The 16009-nt window shown below is 67.7% G+C and carries 15 protein-coding genes; 5 read left to right on the forward strand and 10 right to left on the reverse strand.

The genetic code is table 11. The features are described from left to right. Positions 1-76: 76 nt before the first annotated feature. Together AB4Z09_RS13490 and AB4Z09_RS13495 are read right to left on the reverse strand one after the other, a co-directional pair. Positions 77-349, reverse strand: coding sequence for a hypothetical protein (locus tag AB4Z09_RS13490; RefSeq protein ID WP_114720878.1), 273 nt, complete (start codon positions 347-349; stop codon positions 77-79). Positions 350-450: 101 nt separating this feature from the next. Beyond that, on the reverse strand, positions 451-1206 hold the full coding sequence (locus tag AB4Z09_RS13495; RefSeq protein ID WP_174908391.1) for an SDR family NAD(P)-dependent oxidoreductase: 756 nt from the start codon (positions 1204-1206) through the stop codon (positions 451-453). Between the two features lie 186 nt (positions 1207-1392). On the opposite strand from AB4Z09_RS13495, the gene AB4Z09_RS13500 reads away from it, so the two are divergent. Continuing rightward, complete coding sequence (locus AB4Z09_RS13500; protein ID WP_114720873.1) at positions 1393-1974, forward strand: TetR/AcrR family transcriptional regulator; 582 nt, start codon at positions 1393-1395, stop codon at positions 1972-1974. A 62-nt stretch (positions 1975-2036) separates the two neighbouring features. Here the strand turns inward: AB4Z09_RS13500 and AB4Z09_RS13505 are convergent, their stop codons facing one another. Next, the gene (locus AB4Z09_RS13505; protein ID WP_442239931.1) at positions 2037-4469 is read right to left on the reverse strand and encodes an ATP-dependent Clp protease ATP-binding subunit; all 2433 of its coding nucleotides are present in this window, start codon (positions 4467-4469) and stop codon (positions 2037-2039) included. Between the two features lie 230 nt (positions 4470-4699). Here AB4Z09_RS13505 and AB4Z09_RS13510 point away from each other — a divergent pair, with 230 nt between their 5' ends. Continuing rightward, positions 4700-5284: a hypothetical protein gene (locus AB4Z09_RS13510; RefSeq protein WP_442239932.1), complete on the forward strand. Its 585-nt coding sequence runs from the start codon at positions 4700-4702 to the stop codon at positions 5282-5284. Positions 5285-5318: 34 nt separating this feature from the next. Next, a complete protein-coding gene (locus tag AB4Z09_RS13515; protein ID WP_442239933.1) occupies positions 5319-6755 on the forward strand; it encodes an MFS transporter in 1437 nt (478 codons plus the stop codon). Here AB4Z09_RS13515 and AB4Z09_RS13520 read toward each other — a convergent pair whose 3' ends face one another. Genes AB4Z09_RS13520 through AB4Z09_RS13530 form a run of 3 tightly spaced genes read right to left on the reverse strand, consistent with a single transcriptional unit; the run spans position 6756 to position 9228 of the window. Continuing rightward, a complete protein-coding gene (locus AB4Z09_RS13520) occupies positions 6756-7295 on the reverse strand; it encodes a VOC family protein (RefSeq protein ID WP_114720862.1) in 540 nt (179 codons plus the stop codon). It lies immediately after the preceding gene. Positions 7296-7300: 5 nt separating this feature from the next. Beyond that, entirely contained in the window at positions 7301-8182 is an 882-nt protein-coding gene (locus tag AB4Z09_RS13525) for an oxidoreductase (protein WP_174908385.1), read from the reverse strand. Positions 8183-8238: 56 nt separating this feature from the next. Then, the gene (locus AB4Z09_RS13530) at positions 8239-9228 is read right to left on the reverse strand and encodes an alpha/beta hydrolase (protein WP_174908383.1); all 990 of its coding nucleotides are present in this window, start codon (positions 9226-9228) and stop codon (positions 8239-8241) included. A gap of 391 nt (positions 9229-9619) precedes the next feature. Here AB4Z09_RS13530 and AB4Z09_RS13535 point away from each other — a divergent pair, with 391 nt between their 5' ends. Both AB4Z09_RS13535 and AB4Z09_RS13540 read left to right on the forward strand, forming a co-directional pair. Continuing rightward, on the forward strand, positions 9620-10513 hold the full coding sequence (locus tag AB4Z09_RS13535) for a pseudouridine synthase (RefSeq protein WP_442239934.1): 894 nt from the start codon (positions 9620-9622) through the stop codon (positions 10511-10513). 112 nt (positions 10514-10625) lie between these two features. Continuing rightward, on the forward strand, positions 10626-11405 hold the full coding sequence (locus AB4Z09_RS13540) for an SDR family NAD(P)-dependent oxidoreductase (protein ID WP_442239935.1): 780 nt from the start codon (positions 10626-10628) through the stop codon (positions 11403-11405). Positions 11406-11425: 20 nt separating this feature from the next. Here the strand turns inward: AB4Z09_RS13540 and AB4Z09_RS13545 are convergent, their stop codons facing one another. The 4 genes from AB4Z09_RS13545 to AB4Z09_RS13560 form a co-directional block, all read right to left on the reverse strand. Then, on the reverse strand, positions 11426-11992 hold the full coding sequence (locus tag AB4Z09_RS13545) for a TetR/AcrR family transcriptional regulator (RefSeq protein ID WP_174908379.1): 567 nt from the start codon (positions 11990-11992) through the stop codon (positions 11426-11428). Positions 11993-12003: 11 nt separating this feature from the next. Further along, positions 12004-13626: an FAD-binding protein gene (locus AB4Z09_RS13550; protein ID WP_442239936.1), complete on the reverse strand. Its 1623-nt coding sequence runs from the start codon at positions 13624-13626 to the stop codon at positions 12004-12006. Positions 13627-13661: 35 nt separating this feature from the next. Beyond that, on the reverse strand, positions 13662-14840 hold the full coding sequence (hsaA, locus tag AB4Z09_RS13555) for a 3-hydroxy-9,10-secoandrosta-1,3,5(10)-triene-9,17-dione monooxygenase oxygenase subunit (protein WP_174908375.1): 1179 nt from the start codon (positions 14838-14840) through the stop codon (positions 13662-13664). A 309-nt stretch (positions 14841-15149) separates the two neighbouring features. Further along, positions 15150-15752 carry a TetR family transcriptional regulator gene (locus AB4Z09_RS13560; protein WP_114720848.1) on the reverse strand — a complete coding sequence of 201 codons (603 nt, stop codon included), beginning with the start codon at positions 15750-15752 and terminating at the stop codon, positions 15150-15152. Positions 15753-16009: the final 257 nt, after the last annotated feature.

Genomic DNA, 16009 nt, shown 5'->3' on the forward strand with positions numbered 1-16009 from the left:
ATGATGTGTTCGCGTGCTCGCCCTTGTGCAAGCCGCATGAAAACCCCCGGAACCACAGAGAATCTGGTTCCGATGACTAGGTGTACGAGCGGACTTCCTGCGTCGATCCCGCGACCGGCACGGTGCGGTAGGACTCCGCGATGGTGCCGTTCTCGACCGCCTCGTCGATGGTGTTACGCAGCGAGTAGCACGTGCGGACGTACATGCTGTGCACGCCCTTCTCGGCCTGTGCGCGGAATTCGGCGCAGTTGCTCTCCGCGTCGTCGACCCACTGGGTACTGGTGTGAGTCGGGCTGAACTTCTCGACGAGTACCCGGTTACCGCACGATCCACATTCGATCGGTTGCATTGTGCGACCTTTCCGTTGGAACTGTATTCAGCGAGCGTACGAGTAGGCAGTGCGCTCTTCCTGGTCCATTTCCGTTGAGCGGTAAAGAATTCGACCGATCATCACCTCAGGAAAGCCTGTCCTCCGTCCACCGGCAGCGAATGGCCGGTGATGTACCGCGCGGAGGCGCTGCACAGGAACACCACGGCCGGCCCGATATCGGTTTCGGCGTCGCCCAGACGCCCCAGCGGCACGCTCCGGAGGTACTCGCCGTACGCCTCCGGATTGAGATCGGCCCACTCGTCCATCAGGGGCGTCGACGCCAGCGGCAGGATGGCGTTGACGCGGATGCCGTCGGCGCCCCACTCGCAGGCCGCCGTCCGGGTGAGTACCCGGACGGCCTCCTTCGCCGCGGCGTACGCGCCTGTCCCGGTGGGATCCCACTTCAGCCCGGCCGCCGACCCCAGGTTGACGATCGACCCACGGCCCTTCAGGTGCGGGTGGCACGCCCGCATCATCCGCAGGGTCGCCAGCGGTCCCGAGTTCATGCTGCCGCGGTAGTCGTCTTCGCTGACCTCGAGCAGCGTACCGTGCGCCGGCGTCTGGGCATTGTTCACCAGAATCGACAGGCTTCCGTACCGCGCCACCACGTCGGCGACCACGGCGTCGATCTGTTCGGGGTCGGTGACGTCGCACCGGAGGGCGACCGCGTCGCCTCCCCTGCGGACGATCTCGTCGGCGGTGTCGGCCACCTTGGACAGGGTCCGGCCGACGACCGCGACGCGCGCGCCGTCGACCGCGAGGGCGAGCGCGATTCCCCGCCCGATCCCCTGTCCGGCGCCCGTCACCAGCGCGACGTCACCCTCGAGTACACCCATCAATCACTCCTGCTGCTGCTCACTCGGTCACAAGTCGCCGATCATTGTGATCCAAGACACCGAATTGAGCAAACGCTCAATCAATGTAGGATTGCCTTGCCGGGTCGGGCGCGGGCTGTGCGGGCACAGGTAGCATGAGGCGCCTCGACCGACACAGAATCGACCCAGGTACAGGGGGAAGTCCGAATGGATCCGCAGGAACGTCGGCGTCAGATACTCGAACGTTCCGGTGAGATCTTCGCAACGAAGGGCATCTCCGCGACGACGGTCCGCGAGATCGCCGACGCGTGCGGCGTCTACTCCGGCACGCTCTACCACTACTTCCCGTCCAAGGACGCGATCGTCACCGAGATCATCCGGGTGTACGTCGACGAGCTGTACGAGAAGTGCTCCGAGGTGATCGGCCAGGGCCTTCCGCCGATCGAGCGGCTCGAGGCCCTCGTCCTGGTCGCGATCGACTCCGCCGAGAACCACCGTCACGCGACCGCGATCTGGCAGGTCGAGACGGACTACATGCGCGATCAGATGCTCGAGGCCAGCCTCGACGACAAGGGCGATTTCGCGGCGACGTTATGGCTGCAGTGCATCGAGGAGGCGCAGGCGTCGGGCGATCTCCGCAGCGACGTCGAGTCCGCCACCTTCTACCAGCTGATGCGCGACGCGGTGTGGCTCACCAGCCGGTGGTTCCGGAAGTCCCCGACGAAGTCGAACGCACAGTTCGCACACGAGATCACGTCGATCTTCATCGACGGACTGCGGGTCCGTTAGACACACGAAGGGGCGGTACAGGCGAATCGAATTCGCCTGTACCGCCCCTTCTTCTACCGCGATCAGCTCACGACGAGGTCCAGCTCGTCGTCCGCGACGGTCACGGTGATCCGACCACCCGCGTCGAGCACGTCGTCCAGCAGCAGATCGGCGATGCGATCGTCGACCTCCCGGGCGATGGTCCGGCGCAGCGGCCGCGCACCGAACTCGGGCTGGTGCCCGTGCTCGGCAATCCAGTCCACCGCATCGGGCGTGAACTCGATGTCGATGTCCTTGGCCCGCAGCCGATCACGGCTCTCGCTCAGCAGCAGATCGGTGATCCGGTGCAACGGCTGTGCCTCGAGCTTCCGGAAGATCACGATCTCGTCGATCCGGTTGAGGAACTCCGGCCGGAAGGACTCCCGAAGGCGCCCCATCACCCTGTCGCGCAACGGCTTCTCGGCCGCGGCGGCGTCACCGGTGGTGAAGCCGAGCGCCCCGCCCTTGCTCGAGATGATGCCCGAGCCGAGGTTGCTCGTCATGATCAGGACGGTGTTCTTGAAGTCCACCGTCCGACCCTGACCGTCGGTCAGCCGGCCGTCGTCGAGCACCTGCAGCAGGACGTTGAACACGTCCGGGTGCGCCTTCTCGATCTCGTCGAGCAGGATCACCGAGTACGGGTGCCGGCGCACCTGTTCGGTGAGCTGACCGGCCTCGCCGTAGCCGACGTACCCCGGAGGGGCGCCGACCAGTCGGCTCGCGGTGTGCCGCTCGCCGAACTCGCTCATGTCGAGCCGCAGCATCTTGCTCTCGTCACCGAACAGCGACTGCGCCAACGCCTTCGCGAGCTCGGTCTTGCCGACGCCGGTGGGCCCCAGGAACAGGAAGCTGCCGACGGGCCGACGCGGATCGCCCATGCCGGTCCGGCTGCGGCGCACCGCGCGTGCGATGGCCTTGACCGCGTCCTCCTGGCCGACGACCCGCTGGTGCAGCTCGTCCTCCAGCCGGCGCAGACGCTCCTTCTCCTTCTGCGTCATCTGGCTGGCCGGGATACCGGTGGCCCGGGCGACCACCTCGGCGATGTCCTCGGCCGTCACGGCCGGAACCTCCGTCGCGACGGGTTCGCCGTCACGAGCCTCCGCCAGCCGCTTCTCCACACCCGCGATCTCGTCCCGCAGCTGCGACGCACGCTCGTACTGCTCGGCCTGCACCGCGCTGTCCTTGTCCTGTTCGAGCCGAGCGATCCGCTGCTGCAGCGCCTTCGCATCCGGATTGGATGCGCCGAGCTGCAGGCGCTTTCGCGCGCCCGCCTGGTCGAGGAGGTCGATCGCCTTGTCCGGCAGGAACCGGTCGGCGATGTATCGCGACGACAACTCGACCGCGGCGGTGATGGCCTCGTCGGTGTAGCGGACACGGTGATGCTCCTCGTACCGCTCCCGCAGACCCGTCAGGATCGCCTCGGCGTCCTCGGGACTCGGCTCGTTCACCGTCACCGGCTGGAAGCGTCGTTCGAGGGCCGAGTCCTTCTCGATGTGCTTGCGGTACTCGTCSAGCGTGGTGGCGCCGACGATGTGCAGGTCACCCCGGGCCAGCTTGGGCTTGAGGATGTTCCCGGCGTCCATCGCACCCTCACCGCCGGCACCCGCACCCACGATGGTGTGGATCTCGTCGATGAAGACGATGACCTGGCCGTTCTGCGCGACGATCTCGTCGACGGCCTTGGTCAGCCGCTCCTCGAAGTCGCCGCGGTAGCGGGTACCGGAGAGCATGCCCGCCAGGTCCAGCTGGACGATCCTCTTGTCCGCCAACACCTCCGGGACGTCGCCGTCCACGATGCGCTGCGCCAGCCCCTCGACGACGGCGGTCTTGCCGACGCCGGCCTCGCCGACCAGCACCGGGTTGTTCTTGGTCCGGCGCGCGAGGATCTCGATGGTCTGCTCGATCTCGTCAGCACGTCCGATCACCGGGTCGACGCCGCCGGAGCGAGCGCGCTCGGTGAGATCGGTGCCGTACTTGTCCAGGGTTGGCGTGGCCGAATCCTGCTGGGGTTCGGCAGGACCCGCGTTCACAGCGGACTGCATCGACTCGGGTGTCACGCCGGCCGACGCCAGGACACGTCCGGTCGCGGAGTCCCCGTTGGAGACCAGCGACAGGAAGATGTGCTCGGGATCGATGTAGGTCGAGCCGAGTGCGCGTGCGATCTGGTGAGCGTCGAGCAGTGCCCGACGTCCCGCGGCAGTCACCGCGGGAGGGGTCGAGATCGCCTCACGGCCGCGCGGCAGGTGGGCCTCCGCAGCCTTCGAGATCGCCTCCGGGTCCCCGCCCACACGCTTCACCATGTCGCGCACCGGGTCCTTGACCGCGGCCACGTGCAGGATATGCAGTGCGTCGAGGCCCGCATCACCGCGTCCGGCCGCGTACTGCGCGGCCTCCGCCATGAGCACCTGAGCTTCGTTGCTCATGAGCCGGGTGATGTCGATGCGCCCGGGCCCCTCGGGCCCGAAGAATGCCGGCATTCGCAGCCTCCTCCAAAGTTGAGTCTTATCGACTCATAGAACATGCCTCGATCGGATTCAATTCCCGACCGTCCAGAATCTTTGGCACGAGAGCGTCCGACCACCCGCGCACACCGCACCCACCGAACCCGCCAGCCCTCTGACCTCGATGCTTCTCCACAACGACGACCGACGACCCGACGGCTGTGAGAGCCGACACACTTTCGGCTGCGCGCAAGTATCGTCAACCCATGGACAGGGGTCTCGCCACGGTGCCGCAGCTTCTGGGCTGCCCGCGCGGAAGGTTCTTCGCCGCCAACGTCGGCTACCTGTGCAGCGACGAGGAGCAGGTTTCTCTGCACTTTCGGCCGCGGACACACGACGCCGTGCTGGCCGTCCTCGACAAGGTCGACGTCCGGGCAGTGGCCGCACTGCCGGAAGCCGAACTGCTCGATGCCCTCGCCGTGGACTTCGCGCGCTACTGGCAGCCACCGGACGAGGAGGATCTACTGTTCGCCCACCCCGACGTCGCCGCGGCGCTGCGCCCGATCGCCCAGGCGCGCGCCCGGATCCGGCCCGTGCGCGTCCACGGCACGCCCCGGGTGTACGAGATCGGGGGTCCGGCGGACTGGGCACACCTGGTCGACACGTATCCGTTTTCCGGTACCGGCGTCGCGATCCCGCTCGTCGCGAACTCGGGCGCAACCGTGCTCGCCGGCTGGGACCCGGATGCCACCTTCTGGCTGCGCGACGGCGTCATCACCATCGACGACGAGCCGACCGAATGGCGCCGAACCTCGGACAGGCCGTGGGCGCCCGAGCCGAACTCGCCTTGACCTCGAGCGCACTCGAGCTTCTACCTTCGGGTCCATGAACACCCGAACCGAGGCCTCCGGTACCTGGGGTCAGCTGCTGAGCGGACGACATCTCGGTGTCGCCGCCGTGTTGGCCGGAGGCGAGGCGTTGTACGCGATCAACGTCTACCTGACGAGCAGCCTGCTGCCCACCGCGATCGACGACATCGGCGGCCTCCGCTACTACGCCTGGACGTCGACCGTCTTCCTCATCGCCTCGGTGTTCTCCTCGATGATCGTCAGCCGGACGCTCGCCGCCCGCGGACCCCGCGGCGCCTACCTGATCGGCCTCGCGCTCTTCGCGTTCGGAACCGCGGTGTGCGCGCTGAGCCCGACGATGGAACTACTACTGGCCGGACGTGCCGTGCAGGGTTTCGGCGGCGGTCTGCTCGCCGGTCTCGGCTACGCGGTGATCAACTCCGCGTTGCCCCGGCACCTCTGGACCCGCGCCACCGCACTGGTTTCCACCATGTGGGGTGTCGGCACTCTGGTGGGTCCCGCCGTCGGCGGGGTGTTCGCCCAGTTCGGCGCGTGGCGCTGGGCCTTCGGTGCGCTGATCGCGTGCACCGTCGCGGTGACCGTCCTCGTACCGATGGTCCTTCCACGGCGCACGGGCGATCGCGACCGCGTCGTCGCGCCCGTGCCGGTCGTCCCGCTGGCGCTGCTCACCGCGGCAACCTTGCTGGTGAGCGTCGCCGGCCTGTTGGCCGACGCCGCGATCGCCGGTGTCGCCGTCGCCGGTGCGGTGGCGCTGGTCGTGTGGTTCGTCGCGGCGGACCGGCGCAGCCCGCACGGGGTGCTGCCACCGTCGACGTTCACCCGGTCGCCCCTGAAGTGGGTCTACCTGACCATCGCAGTCCTCGCGATGGCGTCGACGGTCGAGACATTCGTCCCGCTGTTCGGGCAGCAACTCGCGGGGTTGGCCCCCGTTGTGGCCGGATTCCTCGGTGCCGCACTGGCACTCGGCTGGACGGTGGGCGAGATTCCGAGCGCGTCGGCCGCCGCGCCTGACGTGGTCCGCCGGATCGTGCGGTCCGGACCGATCCTCGTCGCGGCCGGGCTCGCGATCATGGCGGTGGTCCTGGCCGAGCAGGCCGGCAGCGGACGCGTCGCGCTCTGGGCGGCCGGGCTGATCATCGCCGGCGCGGGCATCGGCATCGCGTGGCCGCACCTTGCGGTCGGTGCCATGAGCGCCGTGGCCGAACCCGCTGAGGGTGCCCGTGCCTCCGCCGCGATCAACACCATGCAGTTGATCGCCAATGCATTCGGCACCGCGCTGGCCGGTGTGCTGGTAAATCTCGGCGGACAGTCCGAGCTGCGCTCGGCGCAGCTGCTGCTGTTCAGCTTCGCAGCGCTGGCACTCGTCGGCGGCGGGACCGCGTGGCGGGCCGCGCCGCGGGACGCCCGGCCGAACCGGGCGGCCCGTCGCGCCGTCGAGGCAACCGCCGGCTGATCAGCGGCGAGCGCGCGCCGCGTGCACCCGCTCCCACAGATGCCGATCGGTGCGCGGGCCGCCGTGCGTGTCGGCACCGTAGCGGGCGATCTCGGCGGCGATGTCGAGCGGACGGGTCGGCGGCTGAGCAGGAACCAACTCGTCGATCGCGAGTTCGTCCGGCACCAACCAGCACACCTCGAACTCGATGCCGTCCGGATCCTGCGCATACAGTGCCTTCGTCGAACAGTGGTTGCTGGCGCCCGTCAGCGCGCCCGCTGCGATCAATCGGTCCCGCATCTCCGCCAGGTTTGCGAGCGTGTCGACCTCCCACGCCAGGTGGTAGAGACCGACGTTGCCCGGCGTGACGCCGCTGCTCGGGTTCGGGCTCTGGAACAGGCCCAGGTCGTGATCGTTCGCCGAGTCCGGCGCCTGCAGGAAGGCCGCACCCGGGAACGCACCCGGAAGTGCCTTGAACCCCAGCACATCCTGGTAGAACGCCAGGCTGCGCTGCAGGTCCGACACGAACAGCACGGCATGGTTGAGTCGCTCGATCGCCAACGCGGTCAGCCTCCGAAGTTGTAGTTGACGCCGGTCAGTTGCTCCGACAGCGTCCACAATTGTCGTGCAACGCTCCGGTCGTGCGACTTCCGGTTCGAGGAAACCACTTTGGGATAGCCCCGCGTCTCGAACATCGACGACGGGCCGAGGTAGCTGCCGCCGATCGCGTCGGGCACCGTCGCGGCGTACAGCATCGGCAGCGCGCCCATCTCCGCGGACTGCGCGATGAACGGGTCGGCCAGGGCCATGACCCGGCTCGAGATCGACTCGGTGTGCGACTGCAGATTGGTGGACGCGTACCCCGGATGCGACGCGAGCGACTTGACGGTGGACCCCGATGCCGCCAGCCGCCGCTGCAACTCGTACGCGAACAACAGATTCGCGAGCTTCGACTGCCCGTACGCCGGCCAGCGCCGGTACGACCTGCGCTCCCAATTGAGGTCGTCGAGGTCGATGGTGCCGATCTTGTGCATCGCGCTCGACATCGTCACGACCCGGTCGCGCACCTTGTCGAGCAACAGCCCGGTCAACACGAAATGGCCGAGATGGTTGGTACCGATCTGCATCTCGAACCCGTCGACGGTGCGACGCAGCGGAACCGCCATGACCCCGGCGTTGTTCACCAGAACGTCGAGGCCGTCGACCGAGTCCGCGAACTCGCGTACCGACGCCAGGTCCGCGAGGTCGAGCCTGCGAACCTCGGCGTTCTCCCCCAGTTCCGCCGCGACRGCGCTCCCCTTGTCGACGTCACGACACGCGAGCACGACGTGCGCACCGGCCTTCGCGAGCGCCTTGGCGGCCTCGGCACCCAGGCCGCTGTTCGCGCCGGTCACGACGAACGTCCGGCCCCGCTGATCGACGATGTCCCGCGTGGTCCATGTGGTCATGGCCACAGACTACGGAAATCACGATCAGCGGAGGCGGACCTACGCGTGTTGTTCTCTCACCACGCGTTCAGTGCATTCAGGATCTGCGGCCGGGCCTGCCACAGTTCGGCCGACCAGTACGGCCAGGCATGAATGCCCGTGGCGTTGAACTTGAAAGTCGCCGGGATTCCGAGGGTGTGGAGTCGAACCTGGAATGCCCGCGAGGTGATCATCGAGATGAATTCGAGGCCCATGCCCATCGTGGTATTCCAGTACCCGACCGGGTCGGACGGATGGTCGTACATACCCGGGATTCCGCTGCCCGCCGAGACGTAGAGCGACAATCCCTGCAATTGCGGCGCAGATACGAACGGGTCGTTACGGAGCCACGCCGGATCCCAGGGGAAGCCCCACATCGAATCGGCGTTGTAGCGGCCGGCGTCGTACAGCGCCAGCCTGATGGCCTCCCGACCTCCGGGGGCCGTCGTGTGGAGGTAGCCCGACAACGAACCGGCGAATTTGAATTGATCGCGATGATAGGCGGCGAGCGTCATCGCGGCCGTTCCGCCCATCGATAGTCCCAGAATCCCGGTATTGGTCCGGTCCACGCCGAAATTGGCGAGATAATCCGGCAATTCACGAGTCAGGAATGTCTCCCACTTGTAGGTGACCTTCTGGTTGTTGAAATTACTGGGGTTGTACCAGTCCGAATAGAAACTCGCCTCGCCGCCGACCGGCATGACAACGGTGACGTTGTCGAGCGCGAACTGTTCCATCGCGTTGGTCTCGAAGGTCCAGGCATTGCGATCGTCCCGGGCCCGCATGCCGTCCAGGAGGTACAACGACGCGCCGCCACCCCGCGCAGCCCACTGGACCTGAACCTTGATGTCCCCCATCGAGGAAGGAACCCACAACTCCTGGTAGCCGCCCCGCTGCACCTGACGGCTCGGCTCGGCGGCCGCAACCGGCGCCGCCCCCGCCGCCACCCCGGCGAACGCGAGCAGCACGGCGAGCACCAGCGCTACGGGGTTCTTCCAGATTCTCTGTCGATCTCCGGCGAAATACATCAATGCTTCTTCCTACACGAGCCGCCGATCTCGACGAACAAACTGAATCCGATCACCGTGTTGATCTTAGATACGCGTCGCGGCGTTAACACCCGCAGGGTGTGGCGAAGCTCTCGAATTCATATTCGTGAGAGTTCTCTGAGAATCAAGATGGATTTCACGGAATCGGCCGTTTTCGTGCTACCCATTGCCGGGCCGCCGGCGGCGCGTGCGGCGCGGATCCGCGACCGCAGCGCACCGGCGTGACGACAGCGCCACCACACACCCCTCGAGAGCGGTGGACACCGTAACTTACTGAAGGGTAAGTTAAGGAGGTGTGCACGTCAACGACCTGCGCACAACTCGCGTCGGCGTCGACGTCTGCCCCCGCGCCGGCGGGTACCGTCGGAATGTGCCCGCCGCCCCCCTGCCCGTCCGCGACGGCCTCAACCCCACCCGCCTCCGGTTGCCGAACGCCCAGACCTGGCCCACCGCCCTCGCCTACCTGCTGGACCGCTTCCCCGACGACGCGGCGCGACTGCTCGAGAAGGTCGACGCGGGCGAGATCGTCGACCAGCACGGCTCCCCGATCACCCGCGACACCGGGTACCGCCCGCACGGGTTCGTCTACCTCTACCGCGACCCCCCGGTCGAGAAGCGGGTGCCGTTCGAGATCGAGATCCTGCACCGTGACGAGAACCTCCTCGTCGTCGACAAGCCACACTTCCTCGCGAGCACCCCTCGCGGGGCCTACGTCGTCGAATCAGCACTGGTCCGCCTGCGCCGCGACCTCAACCTCCCCGAACTCACTCCCGCCCACCGCCTGGACCGGATCACGGCGGGGGTCCTGGTGTTCACCATCCGACGGGAGGCGCGACGGGCCTACCAGTCGCTGTTCGACGAACGTCGCGTGACGAAGGAGTACGAGGCGCTGGCGCGCCACGATCCGACCGTGCAGCTGCCCGTCACCGTCCGCAGCCGAATCATCAAGGAGCGCGGGGTGCTACAGGCCCGCGAGATTCCCGGCCCGCCGAACGCCGAGAGCCGAATCGAACTCATCGGAACGCGCGACGGCATCGGCCGCTATCGACTCCTGCCGCACACGGGCAAGACCCACCAGCTGCGACTGCACATGAGCTCCCTGGGCCTCCCGATCCTCGGCGACAACTTCTACCCGGAGTTCTACGACGTCGCGGGCGACGACTACTCGACGCCCCTGCAGCTCCTCGCGCGCAGCATCGAGTTCGACGACCCGTTCTCGGGTGCGCGACGCCGCTTCGAGAGCCGTCGCGCGCTCGAGGCCTGAACGCGGCACTCTCCCACTCCGCGGGCGAACCCGGGCCCGCCATACCAAGCAAGTGCTAGGTTGCCTGGAGATTCACGAGAACGCCATTCACCACGACACCCAGGAGCACGCCGTGACCACCTCATCGCCGAGTTCGACGCCCACCACCGCCCTCGTCACCGGCGGTACCGGCGGCATCGGCGCAGCCATCGTCCGTCGACTCGCCGCGCAGGGCCACAACGTGGTGCTCACCTACCGGTCCAATGCCGAGGCCGCCGCGAAGCTCGTCACCGAGATCGAGGAACTCGGGGTGCGCGGCGCCGCGCCCCCCCGCGTCGACCTGTGCGACGTCGACCAGTTGGGCGACCTGGCCCGCAACACCACCGCCGACTTCGGCGACCTCTCGATCCTGGTCCACGCGGCCGGACCGCACGTTCCGATGGTCCACCTGTCCCGCGTCGAACCATCCACGTACGCACAGCATCTCAACGACGAGGCGACCGCGTTCTTCGCCGTCGTGCAGGCCTGCCTACCGGCCTTGCGGGAGGCGTCGGGCTCCGTGGTCGCGGTGACCACCGCCGCCACCGACCGCTACCCGGTGCGGGACGGCCTGTCCGCCGGCACCAAGGGCGCGGTCGAGGCACTCGTGCGCGGATTCGCGGCCGAGGAGGGCCGCTACGGTGTCCGTTTCAACGCCGTCGGCCCGGGCATGCTCACCGACGGAATGGCCGAGCGCCTGATCAGCTCGCAGAGCCTCGACCAGCGGGCCCTCGATGTCACGATGAGCCGCATTCCGTTGCAGAAGTTCGGGACTGCCGTCGACATCGCGGAGGCCGTCTGCTTCCTCGCGAGCGACAAGGCCGGATTCGTCACCGGCCAGAAGCTCAACGTCGACGGCGGTTACACCGTCTGAGCCCGGGACCGGCCCTTGGATCACGGCAGGATCATCCGGGCCGAGCCCTCGAGCCGGTCCGCGATATGCCCGTACGAGTCGTACCCCATGCCGGCCCGCAGCAGCGCGCCCGCGTAGAGCATCTCGAGCGCCTCGAGCAGCTCCTCGTCGGGCTCGGGGCCGAGGGCGTCGAGTAGTCGCTTCCGGATCTCGAGTCCGATCCGCGCCCGCAGATGCACCACGTCCGGGTCGCGGCCGAGCAGCGCAGTCGTGACCGCGGCCGCCAGTTCGGGCTCGTCCGACACCAGGAGGGCGACGCTGCGCAGCACCTCGACGACCCGCGTCGTGCGGTCGTCCGAGGGCGCATGGTCGCTCGACATGGCGGACAGCCGGCGCCAGAAAACCTCCGCGACCAGGTGTTCCTTCGACGAGAAGTAGGTGTACGCCGTGGCCGGCGCGACACCCGCCTGCGCCGCCACCAAACGAACGGTCAATCCGGCGAAACCGTTCTCCCGTAGCACCTCCACCGCGCACCGGGTGAGCCGCGAGACCGTCTCCGCCTGCTTGGACGTCAGACGGCGGCGGGTCGATTCGTAATTGCCAGACACATGTCCGGAGGCTACGCGACGGTGGAATTCCGCGCGACGACGGCCCCTGCTCGACGGCCCGAGTACACGCAGTCCGCGATCGACAGACCGCTGACGTACGACTGTGAACAGATCCCCACCGCGTTGCGGCCGGCCGCGTACAGTCCCGGGATCGGGCGGCCGTCCTCGCCGGTCACCGCGCCGGTCACCTCGTCCACGACGAGACCGCCCAACGTGAGCACCGGACACGGGAAACCTGCCTGCACGCGGATCGAGCAGTCGAACGCGTAGAAGGGGCCGTCGACCAGCGGCGTGACATGCGCGGAGTCCTTGCCCATCGCGTCGGGTCGACCGTCGCGACGGTCCGCGTTGTACCGCTCGAGTGTGCGCGCGAGCCCCGCGGGATCGATCCCGGAACGACGGGCCAACTCCTCGGCGGTGGCACCCTTCTTGTGTCCGGTGCTGAAGAGATACGTGGTCTGCAACCGCTGGAACCACAGCGTCTGCTCGGGCACCTGCCGTTTGGCGTCGGCCAGGACGCGGGAGTCGACGACCAGGTACGCGGCCACATCCGTCTGCTCGGCGATGTGCTCGCCGATCTTCGCGCCGTAGTACAGCTCGTTGCAGATACGCTCGCCTTCCTTGTTGACGAGGATGCCCTCGGTCATCGCGATCGGCGGATTGAAGAACCGCCACGCCGACACCCGCTCCATGCGGTCGGTCGCGCCGCCCACCGACTGCCCCAGTCGGATGCCACTGCCGTCGTCACCGATCGTGCCCAGCGCGGTGCCGCCCAGATACCGCGGCGCGTGCTCCTTCAACATCTCTCGATTGAAGGCGAACCCGCCGGCGGCGAGGATGACGCCCTTGCGGGCCCGGTACCGGCGCACCACCGAGTGCTCGCGCTCGATCCGGCGGATCGGACCGTCCATGAGCCGGCCGATCGGCCGGTAGTACAGGTTCATCTTGCGGTTCCACGAGCCGAGCAGCCGGTGCAGAGCGCGGCGCGCGGTGGCCCCCGGATCCACCTCCCGGCACTCGATTCCGATCACGGTGCCGGCGTCGTCGGTGATGAGCGACGTGACCGTGGTCTGTCGGCGTACGTCGATCCGCCGCTTGCGCGCGGCCTTCTCCATCGCGGAGAAGAAGACCTTGCCCGACGTCCCCCGCCCCTTGGTGCGGTGTCCGCGCGGCGCCGGCTCGGCGACATCCTTGTACGGCGGCGCGAGTTCGTTGCCCGAGTAGTACAGGTAGTAATCGTTCGTCGGGTACGACGTCTTCCGCGGCGCCATGCTGCCCTCGAACGGCACCCCGAGCCGCTCGAGCCACTGCAGGTTCTCGACACTGCGCTCGCAGAAATCGTCGAGCAGTTCGTCCGAGACCACACCCGACGTCTCGAGCTTCAGGTAGTCGAACATCGTGGCCGGAGTGTCGTGATCGAATCCGGCCTCCTTCTGGTGCGCCGTCCCGCCGCCCGCGTAGTAGATGCCGCCGCTGATGGCCGTGGCACCGCCGCCGTCGAACCGCTCGACCACCAGTACCTGTGCGCCCCGGTCGGACGCCTCGATCGCCGCGCTCGCGCCGGCCGCACCGAAGCCGACCACGACCACGTCCGCCTCACCGTCCCAGCGATCGGACCCAGTGTGCACCTGCATGTTCCGCCTCCTCCTCGATCCGCTCGCGCGGCGCGTCACACCCACGCGTCGCGAATGTCGTGCCCCAGTTCGCTGCGCCCGAAGAGCGCCAGAGCCTGATGCGGGTCGTTGATCACGTGCGCCCGGCCCGCGTGCGCGTCGCGCCAGAACCGCTGCATGGGGGTCCCCCGCCGCAGCGCGGCACCACCGGCATGATCGAACAACCGATCGATCGCCGCGACCGCCATTCCGGTGGCGCTCACCTGATCACGACGAACCTTGGCCCGCAGGGACAACGGCAGTCGATCACCGTTCTCCGCGAGCAGGGACAGCCGGGAAATGTTGCTGTCCAACTGCATCCAGGCGAGCTCGATGTCGCGGGCGGACTCGGCGAGGGCCGTGTGCACGTGGTTCCCGTCGGCGTTGAGTCGCCCGCCGATCAGCATCTGCACCCGTTCCGCGGTCAACGCGGTGAACGCGGAGTACGTACCGTCGGCCATCCCCACGATCGGCGCCGAGATGGCAGTGGAGAAGACGACGGAGAACGGAAGACGGTACAGCGGAGCAGGATTCACACCCTGACCAGGACCGACGCACTGCACGGTCGAGGCGAAGCTCAGGGTGCGGTACTCGGGAACGAAGGCATCTTCGATGACGATGTCGTTGCTGCCGGTGCCCCGGAGTCCGACGGTGTCCCAGACGTCGTCGATCGTGTAGTCACGAGCCGGCACGAGAAACGTGCGGAAGTCGATCGGGTCCCCGGCGTCGTCGACGACCAGACCACCCACCAGAACCCAGTCAGCGTGCACCGACCCGGACGAATAACTCCACCGCCCGGAGAAGAAGTACCCACCGTCGGAAGCGATGGCGCGGCCCATCGGCGCGTACGCCGAGGACATCAGCGTGTCCGGGTTCTCGCCCCACACGTCGTCCTGTGCGCGGGGATCGAACAGCGCCAGGTGCCACGGGTGTACACCCACGACTGATGCGACCCATCCCGTGGAACCGCACGCACTCGCGAGCGCCCGCACCGCCGCGTAGTAGTCGCGCGGATCGGCCTCGTGGCCGCCGAATCGACTCGGCTGCAGCAACCGGAAGTGCCCGGCATCGGTGAGTGCGCGGATCACGCCGACGGAGACCTCCCGAGCGTCCTCGACATCCTGGGCCCGTTCGCGCAACTCCGGCAGGAGCGCCTCGATGTCGCGCAGTACATCCGCGACTTGCCGGTCACCCATCGAGCCCCAATCCCCGCCGAGGTCATCCCGGCCACGTCCGAACCGACCGATACCTCGGACGATCACCTCCACTGGCCCAGAGATTAGAACAGGGTACAGATTTTGTCGATCATCGGAGCGGGCAACCGCTCGGCGAGCGCCCGTCGCGAATCACCGACCAGCCACTCGACACATCACCCAAACTGGTCAAATAGCCATTTCAGCGCGCGGAACCGTCTCCCCGGGTCGCGGCTCGGGCGCGTCCCGGAAAAGCGGTGGAATCTGTTCTAGATTCTCGCCCGAGGAGAGGGCGTTCGCCCGGTCTGCCGCTCAGCCGTAGTCGGCGAGTACCAACCCGGCGACGTCCTCGACATTGCGCATGGCCTGCGCGTAACTGATGCGCCCGGCGATCCAGAGCGCCATGGCCGACAGCATGGCCCCGTCGATGGCAAGGATCGCCGTGCGCGCCACGTCTTCCGGGACCCCGTCCATCAACTCGAGCATCGCGGCATGGTTGTCCGCGGCCCGACGCCGCATGGACTCGCGCACGTAGGGGTCGGACGACGTCGTCAGTTCCAGGTCGAGTCGCGCAAAGTTGGGCCCGCGCTGAAATGCCCGCATCTGCCGTCGATACAACGACACCACGCGATCACGGACGCTGCGGGGATCCCTCGTGTCGGACTCGCGGGCACGTCGACGCTCGGCGGCCAGCTTGCGCGACAGCCGATCGTTCCAGGCGACCATCGACGCGGCCATCAGGTGCGCCTTGGTCGGGAAGTACCTGTACAGGGTGCCCAGCGCCACCCGCGACCGCTCGGACACCTCCCGCATCTGGATGCGGTCCGGTTCCACCTCCTGCAGCAACTCGATCACCGCGTCCGTTAGCGCCGCTCGCCGCGCCCGCTGGCTCGACGTCATCTCCGCGGTCGCCATCGGAGCCTCGCACTCAGGTCGCACCCGGCCACGGTAGCCGACACACAACCCGCGCGACGCCTGCGCCCCAGCCTCTAGATTTGAAACAATGTTCTCGTTTACTCTGAAACACTGTTCACCATCGAGGGTTTCGACAACCAATTCGTACCAAGGAGTAACCGGCGACCGGACACTCGCGGCCGCCCCCAGCTTGGCGCCGCAGCGGCGGGGTGGGTATAACTCAGGTATTGCTCGGTATTACTCGGTATTACTCGGTA

It is taken from the genome of Rhodococcus sp. TAF43 (assembly GCF_052113525.1).
In the GTDB taxonomy this organism is placed as follows: Bacteria; Actinomycetota; Actinomycetes; order Mycobacteriales; family Mycobacteriaceae; genus Prescottella.

Bases quoted from the DNA above. Each gene is read 5' to 3' on its own strand.
- AB4Z09_RS13490 (WP_114720878.1), bottom strand. From the start codon at position 349: ATGCAACCGATCGAATGTGGATCGTGCGGTAACCGGGTACTCGTCGAG.
- AB4Z09_RS13495 (WP_174908391.1), bottom strand. From the start codon at position 1,206: ATGGGTGTACTCGAGGGTGACGTCGCGCTGGTGACGGGCGCCGGACAG.
- AB4Z09_RS13500 (WP_114720873.1), top strand. From the start codon at position 1,393: ATGGATCCGCAGGAACGTCGGCGTCAGATACTCGAACGTTCCGGTGAG.
- AB4Z09_RS13510 (WP_442239932.1), top strand. From the start codon at position 4,700: ATGGACAGGGGTCTCGCCACGGTGCCGCAGCTTCTGGGCTGCCCGCGC.
- AB4Z09_RS13515 (WP_442239933.1), top strand. From the start codon at position 5,319: ATGAACACCCGAACCGAGGCCTCCGGTACCTGGGGTCAGCTGCTGAGC.
- AB4Z09_RS13530 (WP_174908383.1), bottom strand. From the start codon at position 9,228: ATGTATTTCGCCGGAGATCGACAGAGAATCTGGAAGAACCCCGTAGCG.
- AB4Z09_RS13550 (WP_442239936.1), bottom strand. From the start codon at position 13,626: ATGCAGGTGCACACTGGGTCCGATCGCTGGGACGGTGAGGCGGACGTG.
- hsaA (WP_174908375.1), bottom strand. From the start codon at position 14,840: ATGGGTGACCGGCAAGTCGCGGATGTACTGCGCGACATCGAGGCGCTC.
- AB4Z09_RS13560 (WP_114720848.1), bottom strand. From the start codon at position 15,752: ATGGCGACCGCGGAGATGACGTCGAGCCAGCGGGCGCGGCGAGCGGCG.